The 14,782-nt window shown below is 41.4% G+C and carries 8 protein-coding genes and 1 pseudogene; 3 read left to right on the plus strand and 6 right to left on the minus strand.

Annotation, left to right across the window (positions count from 1 at the left end):
- Window positions 1-541 precede the first annotated feature (541 nt).
- Window positions 542-1,273, minus strand: coding sequence for a response regulator transcription factor (locus ACX27_RS16595; RefSeq protein WP_062294471.1), 732 nt, complete (start codon window positions 1,271-1,273; stop codon window positions 542-544).
- Window positions 1,274-1,427: 154 nt separating this feature from the next.
- Here ACX27_RS16595 and ACX27_RS16600 point away from each other — a divergent pair, with 154 nt between their 5' ends.
- Window positions 1,428-2,495, plus strand: a complete 1,068-nt coding sequence (locus ACX27_RS16600) for a YheT family hydrolase (RefSeq protein WP_062294473.1) — start codon at window positions 1,428-1,430, stop codon at window positions 2,493-2,495.
- A 188-nt stretch (window positions 2,496-2,683) separates the two neighbouring features.
- On the opposite strand, the gene ACX27_RS16605 is transcribed toward ACX27_RS16600, so the two are convergent.
- Complete coding sequence (locus tag ACX27_RS16605; protein WP_062294475.1) at window positions 2,684-3,298, minus strand: PEP-CTERM sorting domain-containing protein; 615 nt, start codon at window positions 3,296-3,298, stop codon at window positions 2,684-2,686.
- Between the two features lie 786 nt (window positions 3,299-4,084).
- Here ACX27_RS16605 and ACX27_RS16610 point away from each other — a divergent pair.
- Window positions 4,085-5,395 (plus strand): alkaline phosphatase PhoX, encoded by a 1,311-nt coding sequence (locus ACX27_RS16610; RefSeq protein WP_062294477.1) that lies wholly within the window; start codon window positions 4,085-4,087, stop codon window positions 5,393-5,395.
- A gap of 438 nt (window positions 5,396-5,833) precedes the next feature.
- On the plus strand, window positions 5,834-8,494 hold the full coding sequence (locus ACX27_RS16615) for an MASE1 domain-containing protein (protein ID WP_235526237.1): 2,661 nt from the start codon (window positions 5,834-5,836) through the stop codon (window positions 8,492-8,494).
- A gap of 409 nt (window positions 8,495-8,903) precedes the next feature.
- Here ACX27_RS16615 and ACX27_RS16620 read toward each other — a convergent pair whose 3' ends face one another.
- The 4 genes and pseudogenes from ACX27_RS16620 to ychF all read right to left on the minus strand — a co-directional run bounded on the left by ACX27_RS16620 (window position 8,904) and on the right by ychF (window position 14,763).
- Window positions 8,904-10,622, minus strand: coding sequence for a COR domain-containing protein (locus ACX27_RS16620; RefSeq protein WP_235526238.1), 1,719 nt, complete (start codon window positions 10,620-10,622; stop codon window positions 8,904-8,906).
- Window positions 10,594-11,529, minus strand: coding sequence for a leucine-rich repeat domain-containing protein (locus ACX27_RS33945; protein ID WP_235526239.1), 936 nt, complete (start codon window positions 11,527-11,529; stop codon window positions 10,594-10,596). The genes ACX27_RS16620 and ACX27_RS33945 overlap by 29 nt, the downstream gene beginning before the upstream one ends.
- A gap of 772 nt (window positions 11,530-12,301) precedes the next feature.
- Window positions 12,302-13,334: pseudogene (locus tag ACX27_RS16625) on the minus strand (hypothetical protein).
- Between the two features lie 337 nt (window positions 13,335-13,671).
- Window positions 13,672-14,763 carry a redox-regulated ATPase YchF gene (ychF, locus tag ACX27_RS16630; protein WP_062294479.1) on the minus strand — a complete coding sequence of 364 codons (1,092 nt, stop codon included), beginning with the start codon at window positions 14,761-14,763 and terminating at the stop codon, window positions 13,672-13,674.
- Window positions 14,764-14,782 lie beyond the last annotated feature (19 nt).

Consider the following 14,782-nt stretch of genomic DNA (forward strand, 5'->3'; position numbering starts at 1 on the left):
GTGCAGATAATTTCAATGGCAATTAATCCATTGTGAGTTAATTTGTACCTCGGCTCCTCTGTAATTTTTGGTTATTAGAGAAGGCAGGAGGCAGAAGGCAGAAGGCAGGAGGGAAGAGGGTTTTAGGTTAATTAATCTTTATTAATCTAGAATCTTTATTAATCTAGTTTTGTTTTTTCCACCAACTTACTTATGAATTGTGAATAGTGACGTAGATATTTTGCGACAAAATCTTAAATTGATTGGCATTCTCTCAAAATTGTTTCAAGAGAATGCCAATTTTTGACTAATTGCAGTGCTATTGGACTCGTGGCGATTAATTAGCACTGTAGTACTAATAGGGTAGCATTCGCCTACTAAGCACCAACCCCCACAAAAGGATGTCTATTGGAAGGTAGCTTTCTGTAGAGTCAAGCAGGCGAAATTAGAGTTTTCCTTGGTAAAACCACTAAACCTCATTCCCCACAGCATGACACACAACATGATGGATTCGGCAAATTTAGGGCTGAGGTCAAGGAATAGATTGTGTTAGTCTACCGCATTATGCAGAAGCGCCTTCAGCTGATGCAGGCAGACTGGGTAATTCTAGACAATATCCTGCACCGTATACAGTTTTGATGTAGCGAGGATGACGAGGATCGGGTTCGAGTTTAGTTCTTAAATGACGAATATGAACTCGAATTGTCTCAATGTCATCGTCAGGATCGTAACCCCAAACTTCGCGCAGAATTTCGCTAGGAGAAACTGTCTGTCCGTGGCGTTGCAACAAACAGTGGAGTAACTCAAATTCCAAATGGGTGAGTTTCACTGTCTCACTGAACCATATCGCCTCAAACCTCTCAGGAACCAAGGTTAAGGGGCCGTAGTTGAGAATTTCGCTGTGCTTGGCGGCTTGGGGAATGCGGTCAGTGCGCCGCAACAAAGCTCTTACCCGCGCCAGCATTTCTTCAACTTCAAAAGGTTTGGTGAGATAGTCGTCTGCGCCGGCGTTAAAGCCTTCCACTTTGTCTTGAGTCTGACTTAAGGCGGTCAGCATCAAAACGGGAATTTCCGCAGTGCGTTCATCCCGACGAAGGCGTTGACAAACTGTAAATCCATCTACTCTGGGCAGCATGAGATCGAGCATGATCAAGTCTGGTTGTAGCTGGAGAGCTAACGCTTGACCTTTGATGCCATCTTCAGCTTGACTGACATCGTAGCCAGCCATTTCTAAATTGACGGCAACAAGCTCGGAAATTGCTGGGTCATCGTCTATGACTAGAATCCTCGGCATTATGAAAAAAATTATTGCTACTTTTTAAGGAAAAATAAGAATCTTTGGTGGATACAAAGATTTCTGTCTTGATTATAAAAAAGATTTTAAATCTAACATAAATATTAAAACTAATTCATGAAAAACAAAACTTAAGATACACGAAATTTGCAAAATGATGTGTTACCCGCCCTACAATCCAGCTAAGTTTTTACAAAATGGTGTAGCAATGACTGTTTACACTGCTTTTTGGGGAAAACGTTACTGGGAAAGTACAGTTTCTCAACCAGAGCCGCCCTATCATAAAACAATATTGATGGGTGGACAAGGTGTGCCGATTTTTACTTGGGTAGCTATTCCCGAAAATGCCCACAGTACAATCATTGCCACCTATGGAATTACAGGCGAATTAGACCAAGAATGGTCTTTGCGGTTATTAGGACGCAAAGCATACTCTCAAGGCTACGCTGTGGTGTTATTTGATTGGCGGGCGCACGGTAAAACGGCAGAATTATCACCAACTTTAACCTCTGATGGATTGTATGAGGGCGAAGATTTTGTACGCTTGGCGGCGGCGGCGGCGGCGATGGGATGTCCCAGGAAATTTTGGTTTATGGGGTTTTCTTTGGGGGGACAATTAGCCCTGTGGGGAATCAAAACAGCTGCGGAGTTAACCCAGGGTAATGAAAATTTGGGTATCGAATACAGCGATATTGGTGGCGGTGCAGTGATTTGTCCGAGTTTGGATTCGTTGCGATCGCTCACCTATCTCACCAAAGACCGTTTTGGTAGACTCATAGAAGCTAGTATTGTGCGTGAGTTAAAGAAACTCGCTTGGCGAATCCATGATGCTCATCCTGGAACTATTGACCCCCAAGCCATAGAAAGAACAAACACCATTTGGGATTTTGACCACGAACTAGTAATTGAAAGGCTGGGTTTTCCTAGTGTAGAGGCATACTACAAAGCCAGCAGCGCCCTCCAACTGTTACCAGAACTCCAAAAACCAACTTTAATTATCTACGCTGCCGATGATCCTTTATTTCATCCAGATATCGTCCCCGAATTAAAAGCCGCCTGTAAGCAGAATTCCGCCCTAGATTTGCTACTCACCCGTTATGGAGGTCATGTCGGCTATTTAAGTAGCAAAGAGTGTCAGTCCCAGGCGCAAGACCCTGATCCTTGGTGGGCTTGGAATCGGATTTTGCAATGGTTAGAACACCAAAATACTGCTGTTGTTTAGCAGCCTTGCCATTATCTCTGTTCTAGGCAAAAGTGCGATCGCCCGGAACATGAAAATATGAAAATCTCAAAGCTCTCTTGTAAAGAGAGCTTCAGATTTGTTGTTTAGGCAATACCTGGGGAATGAAAGATACAATATTGGTCAATTACGGTTTTTATCAAGCTGGCATCAACTATTCAGTTTGCTGTTTAGATAGATGCTTGCTTTTTCTTTAAAAATCGGCCTAAAGAACCTGCCACTAACAAGCCTAAAATTGCACTTGGTTCTGGAACGGCTGTGGCTGTTAACTGACCACCAACATCTACTCGACAGTTGGGGAATGTACTACAGACTTCTGGTGACAGGTCATCCTTTAAAAATATCGTAGCGTTTGGTAATCCCTGGTCAGGATCTAAAAATGTATAAAAAGATAACCCAGTCACTTCTGTAGCAAAGTCAATTCCTAAATCAAAGCCGTTGGGCGTATCAAAGTTACCTGTTTGCAAAACAGTGCGAGAAACAGTATCAAAGTTGAAGTTAAAGCTACTGTTGGGATTGGGAAAATCATAATCGAAACTTTGTAATAAAGTTCCGGCTGGGTCAAAAAAGGAGATTGTGAAATCACTCAGCTGATCTCTGGTGACAACGCTGCCTAAGAAACTATCGTCAAAGGAAAATCTACCGCTAGCTGAATAACCTTGTCCTCCCAACCAAGATAAGTCAAAAGAAGCTGCATCAGCTTGGGGAACATTGATGACAGTCGCTAAAGATGTGACAGTAACTACAGCTACTGTAGCTTTAATTTGGGTAAAAAATCTGTTCATTTTTTTTTGAAAATAATCAATTTTCCTGAAATATGCGAACTCTGCTCACAGAGTTAATGGGTGGAATATTCGGTAATAAAAGTCAAACAAAATATTCACCAGACTGTTTGATATCTGGTTGTTATAATCATGATTTATGTTGTTTGCTTCTGTGCAGTACCTAAAACATTCCAGATGGAATTTTATCATTAGATTTATTTTTATTTAAATGTTTAATAATTTATTTTTTCATAGCATTCAAAAAAAAGTAAGATTTTATAAAAAAAAATTATATTTATTTCAATAATTAATCACTTATTAACCTTTGCTTAAAGATGGTCTGTATATCTGAAAGCAAATAATTTTATGGCAGAGATTATTAGCTATAATCGTCATTAAATAAGCGTTTATAACGATGATAAGTTAGTTGTGAAATCGGTAAATAATGAAAATTAGATAGCGATAAAAATTTTCACTTTGTCAATTGTTGTCTGTTAAGTATCTCTGGCTATCTTGTCAATAAATCATCAAAATAAATTATCTAAATCTATTAATTTATTGTTCATTTTTTCTGATATGCGGAAAGCGCACTTAAGTTGTTTATAAATTATTTGTTACTCATTTATATAAAATTTATAGGCAAAATATCTTGCTTAAATCGGTTAATGCAGAGGCTATTTGAGATATTTATTCGCAGTATTTAAAAAGATATTTTAGGAGTTTTTTATAACTGTACTTTAAATAAAGCATTACCCAAGCTTAATCTAATTCCCATAACTTCTTCCAAGCATTTCTATTTGTGACCAAATGAAATTATCAAGACGTAGATTTTTTACATTAGCTGGGGCAAGTGCCGCTGGTACATTATTAGCCTCGCCTTTAGAAGCTCTTTACGCCAGACAAGCCAACGGTCAACCTATTTTCGGCACAGGTTATGGTGCGCTGGTTCCTGATCCTAATGGTTTGTTAGATTTACCGCCTGGATTTCAATATCGCACTTTCTCCCGTACAGGCGAACTCATGACCGATGGTACTTTAGTACCAGGCGCTCATGATGGGATGGCTGCTTTCCCTGGCCCAAGAAATACAGTTATTTTGGTTCGCAATCACGAACTTAGCACTGGTTTCAGTGGTTCACGTACACAAGGGACAAAACCTTATGATCCAATTGCTAGAGGTGGTACAACAACCTTAGTTGTCGGCGCTAATCGCCAGTTAATCAAACACTTTGTGTCTTTGAGTGGAACCATCCGTAACTGTGCTGGTGGCCTGACTCCTTGGGGTTCTTGGATTAGTTGTGAAGAAGATGTGACTTTACCAAGTGCAACTAACGGAGTCACAAAACCACACGGTTACAACTTTGAAGTTCCAGCTAGTGCTACCTCTGGGGTTACACCAGAGCCTCTAGTTGCAATGGGAAGATTTAATCATGAAGCTGTAGCTGTAGACCCCAGAACCGGAATTGTCTATGAAACTGAAGATAGAGGAGATAGCCTTTTTTATCGTTTTATTCCCACAGAGCGCGGCAATTTAAAAGCTGGTGGTACTCTGCAAGCATTGAAAATTGTCGGTCAACCTAGAGTTAATACCTCTAACAGTGGTTTCAGACCAGGACAGAAGTTGGCTGTAGAGTGGGTGACTATTCCTAATCCCAACCCACTAGATGGTGATACTGTCAGATTCCAAGGTCAAGAATTAGGCGCAGCTACCTTTGCTCGTGGGGAAGGTATCTGGTATGGTAACGGAGAATTTTATTTTTGTTGTACAAGTGGTGGCGCTGCTCAGGCTGGTCAAGTTTGGCGCTACATTCCACCAGTTGACGGAACCCCTGAAAGCCTTGATTTGTTTGTCGAGTCTCAATCTAGAAATGTGCTGGATATGCCTGACAACATAGTTGTGGCACCTTTTGGTGATCTCATTCTTTGTGAAGATGGAGACGGCGATAATTTCTTAAGAGGTGTGAATCCCCAAGGTGAAATCTATAATTTTGCCCGTAATGCCTTAAATGATAGTGAGTTTGCAGGTGCTTGCTTCTCGCCTGATGGTAGAACTTTGTTTGTTAACATCCAAACTCCTGGTATTACTTTTGCCATTTGGGGGCCTTGGACAAGAGCTTAGAGACTTCAACTAATAAAGATATACTCTGTCTAGGCAGGCTCATTTGTCAGACCTGACGCATAAAGTTTTTTTTGTGGAAAATGGGTTTGGGGGTGTAAGGGTTTTGAATATCTACATACATCCTCAAACCTTTATTACTTTTTGTTGTCTGATTATTTACCGATTTCTTAAGCACCTTGGCTGCTACTAGATAAACGTTTTGTTGAGCTAGGCGATCGCTACATTAAAATCACGCCTAGAGTAAGTCGTCAACTGGGACAGATGATCTGATCAAAAATAATTTGTAATATTTTTTGGGAACTTCCATAGTTAAAACAATATTTGGTACACCAAAAATGTCTACCTTTGCACCGATCACAGCTGAAGGATATCTGGTGCTATGAATATTTATTAGCACTAAGATGGGTAGGCTGAACAATCTAAAATTTATTGGCAATTATGCAGCGTTTGTCGCAATTTGTTAGGGTGAGTGCCAGACATCAACGGCTTTTGATTTTATCACTGGGGCTATTAGCTTTGGTTGCTGCTCATGGAATGGCGCTGATCTACCGTATTCAGCCAGGGGTTTCTTTGTGGTTTCCACCTTCTGGGGTAGCGATCGCTCTGAGTTTTTGGTTTGGCCTTGATGGTATCATCCTCACAGGTATTGCTTCTTTCTTGATGGCTCCTGTTTGGGGATTGCATGGTTGGGAGCGATTTATTGGCGTTATCGATATTGTTGAACCCCTGGTTGCTTGGTTACTCTACCGTCGTTTTTGGAAGGGTTCGCTGACGTTTCATAGTCTCAAAGATGCTGCTATTTTTACCTTAACTGTACCTTTGTTTGCCAGCAGTAGTTTAGCTGTGTTTGGTAGTTTAGGTTGGGTGGCTATAGGCAAAATGCCTGCTGCTCACCTTACTGATAGCATTACTCACTGGTGGTTAGGTAATGCGATCGGTATTATGGGTTTTACCCCCACAATTTTATTAGTATTAACGCCTTATCTGCAATCTTGGGGTTGGTTATCTCGCTGTCCGACAGCAAATTCTGCATCCCCAACTTTTAGACTGCCAACTTGTCGTCCTTTGTTATTAGAAGTTACTACTATTTTATTTTTGTGTATTAGTATTGCTTCGGTCACTGTATCAGAAGTTTCTATAAATACTAACACAGATTTTAGGTTTCAACAGTTATCTTTTTTGAGCTTTATTCCTGTAATGTGGGCGGCTACTCGCTTCGGAGTTTCTACAGGAATGCTTGTTTCGACATTTTCCATTTTAATCACACTTTTCTCTTATTTAGTAGTTTATCCTAATGCTATCTTATTGCCGAATTTTCCTGTACAGCCAGAGGTTTTGCATGTTCATAAATTAAGTTTATTAGTGCAATCGATTGTGACTTTATTGGTTGGGGTTGCCATTACCGAAAGGGCTAAAATTCAAGTAGAACTAGCTATTGAAAAATTTAGAATTGGCGAGTATCAAGAACGGGCTGAAATGTCGGAAAAATTAATTAAACTGAATGATTCCTTAAGAGAAACAAATATTCGTTTAGAAGAATCAAATCGAGAGAAAGATAAATTATTAAAAGCTGAAAAAGCTCTGCGAAATCGCTTGAGTAATATTTTGGAGAGCATGACAGATGCTTTTATTGCCGTTAATCAAGATTGGCAAATAACTTATGCCAACCAACAAGCAGCTAAAATCAAAGGTGTCACCCCAGAAAGCATGCTGGCTCAAAATTATTGGCAGCAATGGCCAGGAATGCAAGGTACAGAATTTGAGCGAGAATATTTGCGGGCGATCGCGCAATTAATTCCTGTGCATTTTGAAGCATTATATCCGTCGCAGAATATGTGGCTAGAAATTCATGCTTATCCTTTTGAAGACGGTTTGGGGATATTTTTTCGGGATATTACTGCACGGAAACAAGCAGAAGTTGAACTAGAAAATCTCTTATTTAGGGAACAATCGGCGCGGAGTGAAGCGGAAAAGGCGAATAGAATTAAAGACGAGTTTATTGCCGTACTTTCCCATGAATTAAGAACTCCTTTGAATCCGATTTTGGGGTGGGTGACATTGCTGAGAAGACGCAAATATGATGATGAAAAACTCACACATGGCTTAGAAACCATTGAGCGGAATGCTAAATTACAAATTCAACTCATAGAAGATTTATTAGATGTTTCTCGGATTCAACAGAGAAAAATAATTTTAAATCTTCAGCCTGTAAATCTAATTGATATTCTGCACGCCTCTCTCGATACTGTATATCTAGCTGTGGAAGCTAAAAGGATGCAAATTCAAAAAATGATTTGTGTGGATACAGCATGGGTAAAAGGAGATGCAGAACGCCTCCAACAAATAGTTTGTAATTTGCTTTCCAATGCGATTAAATTTACCCCAAACAGTGGGGCTAAAGTGGAAATTATTTTAGAAAGAGTTGATACCTTTGCTCAAATTCAAATTCAAGATAATGGTCAAGGTATTAGTCCAGAGTTTCTGCCATTCGTATTTGATTCTTTTCGGCAAGCTGATGGCACAATTACTCGTCAATTTGGTGGCTTGGGATTAGGGTTAGCAATTGTACGCCATCTCACAGAACTGCATGGAGGAATAGTAGAAGTAGAAAGCCGAGGGGAAGGCATGGGGGCAACATTCACTGTGAGATTGCCACTAATGCTGGATTTTATGCCGAAAAATCAACCTATTTCAACAATAGATGAGGTGATAAATTTAGCAGGTTTACATGTTTTGGTAGTAGATGATGATTTAGATACAGGAAAGTTTTTGACTGTGATATTAGAACAATTTGGTGCTAAAGTCACAGCGATCGCATCTGGTAGCCGAGCCTTAGAATTTTTAGCCAACAACACAGCAGACTTACTGTTAAGTGATATCGGGATGCCGGGAATTGACGGTTATACTCTTATACGTTTGATTCGCGCCTTACCACCAGAACAAGGCAGTAACATACCTGCGATCGCGCTGACAGCTTATGCTGGAGAAATCAACCAAAAACAGGCTCTAGAAGCAGGTTTTCAAATCCACTTAGTTAAACCAGTCCAACAAGAACAATTAATAGGTGCGATCGCCCAAATTTTGGTTAATTTACATTAACAGGACTTACGCACAAATAAATTACCCCACCCTAACCCTCCCTTTGTAAAGGCTACGGTGTACACACAAGTTGCTGCATCGACATTGGCAATGTATCGCCTAACATTGCCAATGTATCGCCTGACATTGTGAATGTATCGCCTGACGTTGTGAATGTATCGACTCACTCTAAGAGGATGTTTTAAAAGTGGTTTGTTGTGTATATCGACACTTACAGATCCCCCCAACCCCCCTTAAAAAGGGGGGCTAAGAGCCTCTTAAAGTCCCCCTTAAAAAGGGGGATTTAGGGGGATCTAAAATATTTTGCTACCAACAAGAGGACTTTTAAAACATCCTCTAAAAGACTTGTGTGTATACCGTAGAAGGGGGTAATTCTACTTTTCTGTACACAACAGGGAGTTAGAAAAGCTTATTTCCCAGCAGGAAGTTGTAGTTCTATCCCCAATTTGTCGCCTATTTCTAGAACATTGTTTGTAAAATCTGTGATACCTGCAATGTGGCCAGCAATTAAACTAGCAGCAGTGAGTAAAGCAATGAGACGCTTTTTGAGTTTGGGTTTGTTGCGTTCTGGTTCTGGCTTTTGAATTTCTGCTTCTACATCATCAATATCGATAGTGATGTCGTCGCGGATTTCTGGCGGAAATTGGGCGACGGTTTGGCGTAGGTTGCTGATTAGTAGCAGTATTTCGGTGATGTTTGCACCACTGGTTTGAGTGAAATCTGAGGCTTGCTGACTGGCTTTGTCTTTAACTTCGTTAGCAACGTTGGTGATGTTTGAGTTGTGAAAGTTGTTTGTGTTTTGTGTCATAGGTTTATGTTCTGCTTGGTTGTTATTGTAAATCTGGTTAACAATTGTGAGGCGATCGCGCTCTAACTCATCTCTTTGTAATTTCTGACGCGATTCTAATGATTCGTAGCCGTCTAAAAGTTGACGTAAATTGAGTTTTAATTTTAATTTGCCGATAGTAACTGTGCTTTCACCCATTGCCTCAAGTCCCAAGAGTTCCTGATAGTCGAGGGGGGGATGATTGGGATAGCCGGGGACGGGAACCCATTCAGTTATTTCGAGGTTAGGTAGACTTTTGTGGATTTTGTTAAACACATCGCGGAGGATACCGAGAAATAAGCGGCGGGTTTCTTTACGTCTGCTAATGGCGATGAAGATTTTTTTGTCTTCGGGGTCGGCTTTTATCCGCGCAATGTTATAAATTTCGTTGTTTTCTTGATATTGCAGCATTACACCACTGCGCCAATAGATTTTGTTATAGATTTTTTCGTGGGTGTTGACGATAAAACGAGAGATAATGCTTTCTGGGAGAACTTTGTAATGGTATTGAAATTCGAGGGTTTCCCCTTCTAATTCTGTTTGTTCTGGTTGGTCTTTGGGTAGAAGTCCAGCAATCAAGAATTGTGGCGGGTGACATTCTAGGGCAAAGCAAAGCTCAAATTCTTTCATCAACCCAATCAAATAATTGTGGCGCTGAATGGGGTAACGTTGTGGATTGAGAATACGGCTGAGGTCGGCGGGTGTGAAAATGCCTTTGGTTTGAGTTTTAAGGATTTCATCGCTCAGGAGCGTGTAAATACCTTCTGTCACCCAGTTGGGTTTGAGGACGTTAGTATCTTTGAGAATGGGATGCTCGCGGAAGTTGAGAACTAAGCCGAGTCGATGCAGCAAGTCGATGAGTTGCTCTTGGTTTTGTTCTTCGGGAATTTTGTTTTTGTAGCAGATGCCGATATAGTTGCTGTAGCTGATGAAGTCTTGGGGCATTGATTCGAGTTGTTGTTTCACCTCAAACCATGAGAGGGGTAAAAGGTCGTAGACTTCTTTGAGGTTGGCAATTTGCTGAAAAATAGCGGTGCGGAGTTCATCAATGCCGATATTGTCTTGGCAAGAAGTTTCGATAATGGCTTGAATATTGGCATATTTCTCGCGTAATGCTTTGCGGTTGATGTCGAGGGGTTGTTCGTCTCTTTTGTTGCCAACAATAATCACGGGGGACTGTCCGCCAAAGCTTTCAATTAATTTCAGCCAATATTCAATGCGGTTTTCTTCTTCGCTGGTGCGACAATTACAAACTAAGAGATAGAGGCTGCGCTTAGTCAAAAAAAAACTGATGGGTAGCATGATAAATTTCCTGTCCGCCAAAGTCCCAAACATTCAGGCGGATGTCTTTGGTATTAACCTGCACATTCCAAGTTTCTACATTCAATCCGTCAGTTTGGGGTTGATTTTTATCATATTGATTGCGGATTAGTCGCTCGATGAGGGATGTTTTGCCGACGCTACCTTGTCCGACAAGCAGGATTTTAGCTTCATGTAATGGTCGAGTTTTACTTGTGCGAATTTGCCTCAAGTAATTAAAAATCTTTTGTGGATCTTTTGAATCAAGAATTTCTAAGGGAATCTCGGAGATTTGGTTGGAACTGAGGTCAAGCTGCGTGAGATTGGTTAATTTAGCCAGCGCCTCTGGTATCTCGGAGATTTGGTTGGAACTGAGGTCAAGCTGCGTGAGATTGGTTAATTTAGTCAGCGCCTCTGGTATCTCGGTAATTTTGTTGGAACTGAGGTAAAGCTGCGTCAGATTGGTTAATTGCGCCAGCGCCTCTGGTATCTCTGTAATTTGGTTGGAACTGAGGTCAAGCTGCGTCAGATTGGTTAATTTAGTTATATCTTCAGGTATTTCAGTTAACTCTGCTCGAATTAAAATAAGTTTCTCTAAATGTGGTATTCGAGTTACCACACCGGGAATTTTCTTTAAAGGATTACCACTAATATCCAACCTACGCAAATTAGGCAAATCTAATAGTTCAAGCGGCAGAGTTTTTAAATTATTGCCTGAAACTTTTTGGATATAACGGGTTTCTACGAATTCATACCCTTCAACCTTCTTTCCCAAAATCAAAGACTCAAGCTGCTGCAACTTACCAATTTCCCCAGGTAACTCAGCTAAATTTTGCCCTGACAAGTCTAACTGTCGCCAACCCTCAGCCGCCGCTTGCTCTATCAGTGCTAACAACTCATCCTGCGTCATAATTCCAAGCCAAAGGGTAAAAGGAAAGAAGACTGTTGAAGATGATTTTAGCGGATCAGGGAAAAACTCTATACCATGCTTTGTAACGATTCCTGCGGTGGTCACTGAGCTTTGTCGAAGTGCGGACTACGCCAGCGCACCTTGATATTTTGTGATTAGTGATCGTGGTTTTTAAATAAAAAACCGCATCTGCACGCATCTGCACGCAGATAAAGCATCACTATACCACAGCAAAATGCCCCTCAGACTGGAAGTCTGGGGCTACACAAACGAAGTCCGCCTGCGCGGACTAATATATGCAAATAGCCTGCGTTCGGCTTTGCCGTTGCCGATAGGCTAGGCAGGCTTTGTTCTTGTAGCCGCGACTTCTAGTCGTTCGGCATTATATTTTGTGCAAAATTGGGATGCTCCCCTGGTAGGCAAGCTACGGTGTACAGACAAGTCTTGAAATCCTACCTAAAGTTTAGTTTCGTCGTCTAGCTTTCGGTTTGGCGATCGCTTTGAAAACCTGTCATTGCGTTCGCGTAGCGTCTCGCAGAAAGGAGGAACGACGAAGCGATCGCCAAAACTACGGGATTATGTGATTACTTCGCTCCGTTATCACTGCGCTCGTAATGACAATTTAAGGAGTCTATAACACCTGAAACCCTTGCAGATACCACTTGTGTGTACACGGTAGCTCCCTTTTCACCCCTTCAGCTGATTCATACATTTGTAGCTTGTTTGTGACACAGCTACTAATTTAATTAAGAGTCCGTAATACTGCTTATTTTCAATTTGTTTCTTGAATTTGTAGGCGGATAGTGTGATCAGTTGTTCCACTCAGTTGCAGCTCCATAATTTCTGTACCGAGGGGTTCAATGGAACTGAGAAGAGAGCGCAGGTTTGGTGTACTTGCACCTGTATCTACATACAATCTATCGGCTAAACTGCTGATGCGTTTCCATGTCATGTATAACTTGCCAATCATTTGTTCCATTTGAGAAGCTTGATTGACTAAATCAGCCGCAACGCTTAAACAGCCGACTCTGTGGGCTTCTTCTAAGGCGGTTTCTATATCGACATCTTCTTTAACTAGAGCTTGGACTTGTGCCGCAGATTTGAGATACTTGGCTAATTGACGGGCTTCTGTAGTTACTTGCTTGATGGTGTCTACGTCTGGGTTGGCAATAATTTCTTTTTGAATAAACTTTTGGTGCTGTTCTGGTAACTTTTCCATTTCCTTTACCAATGGGGCGATGTAGCGGGGTGGTAAGGAATTGTCTGCGGCTTTTACCTTGACTGGTTCCGGGATTAAATCGGAAGACATCGCCATCCATTCATCGGTGAGTTGGCGGACTTCGCGGCGTGTGATGCGATCGCCTTTTTGGGCGGCTTCACTCACCATTTGTTGCACTTCTGGGGCAGATTTCGCCGTTTCCACAAAGGCGCGTTTGCTAAAGTTGTTGACTGCGGCTGGTTCTAGTCTACCTTCTTCTAAAAGTGTATCGGCACTGTTGGCTAGTTGAATCCAAGAATAAGCTTGACTCTTACTAATTTCGCGTTCCTTTAACCATTTGAGAAAGCCTGTACCCCGCCCGTCGCCGCCTTTTTTTTTCTCTATCACGTACAGCCCTTAAAATTCGTCCCCGCCAAATTTCTGTTTGCAGGTCAAAGCGATCGCATACTTGCCAAGCTATATCTAACTGCTGTAAAAAATCAGACTCAGGAATCTGTTCATCTTCTGGGTCTGGTAATTCAAAACTAAGATCAGTGGGCTGTTGTAGGGCAGCAGCAAGGTCATTAATAGCGTCGGTATCTTGCACGGTGGATGACTGACTAAAATATGCGTCGGCTTATTATGACACAATCTTTAGGGAGTGGGGAATAAGATACAGATTACCTAGTACAAACCTAGTTTGACGAAACTCAAAAATATTACTTAGCTAATTTGCGTTGACGTTGCGATCGCCGAGATTAGAAATAATTGAGCATCAAATAACAGAGGTTCCTATGTGTATATGGTTAGGAGTAATGAATTGAACTTACGCACAACCATTAACTTTTGAGGCTGGGTGTAAGAGTTAAGGTATCTTCAACTTTTATACCTCTGGCTTTTCCCTTACACCCCTTCACCCCTAAACCCTCATACCCTTAATTAACCTACACATTAAATAGGAATAACATCACATCTCCTTCTTGGACGATGTACTCTTTTCCTTCACTTCTGACTAAGCCTTTCTCTTTTGCACTTTTCATTGAACCACTTGCGACTAAATCATCATAAGCAACAGTTTCGGCGCGAATAAATCCGCGTTCAAAATCAGAGTGAATCACACCTGCGGCTTGGGGTGCAGACATACCTGCGTTAATTGTCCAAGCGCGGGTTTCTTTGGGGCCGCTAGTGAAATATGTCCGCAAACCTAATAAGGTGTAAGTGGCGCGAATTAAGGATTTTAACCCGCCTTCTTTCACACCTAAAGATTCTAAGAAATCTGCTTTGTCTTCTTCAGCTAATTCCACTAATTCTGCTTCTACTTGAGCAGAAACGATGACGACTTGAGCATTTTCTTGTGAGGCAATTTGTCGGACTCTTTCGACAAATTCGTTACCTGTAGCTAAGTCATCTTCTGAAACATTAGCAGCGTAAATAATCGGTTTACTAGTAAGCAATCCTAGCCCTTGAATAATGGCTGCTTCTTCTTCATTTAAACTGACTTGACGGACAGATTTACCTTCGTTTAAGGCTGCTACTAATTTTTCGAGAACTGTAATTTCAAACTGAGCGTCTTTGCTGGTGCGGGCTTGTTTGCGGGTACGTTCAATGCGGCGTTCAATTTGGGCTAAGTCGGATAAACCGAGTTCTAAATTGATAATCTCAATATCCCGCGCTGGATCAACAGAACCAGCAACGTGGATAATATCATCATTCTCGAAACAACGTACCACATGAACGATCGCATCTACTTCTCGAATGTGGGATAAAAATTGGTTTCCCAACCCTTCACCTTGACTCGCACCTTTGACTAAACCGGCAATATCCACAAACTCAACACGGGCTGGGATAATTTGTGCAGAACCAGCAATTTGCGAAAGCACGTTTAACCGCTCATCCGGTACTGAGACAACGCCGACATTCGGTTCAATCGTGCAGAAGGGAAAGTTAGCAGCCTCTGCTTTAGCATTGGCTACTAAGGCGTTAAACAAAGTAGATTTTCCGACGTTGGGAAGTCCGACAATTCCGGCTCTTAGCATTTTGGGTTTTAGATTTTAA

This window comes from Nostoc piscinale CENA21 (assembly GCF_001298445.1).
In the GTDB taxonomy this organism is placed as follows: Bacteria; Cyanobacteriota; Cyanobacteriia; order Cyanobacteriales; family Nostocaceae; genus Nostoc_B; species Nostoc_B piscinale_A.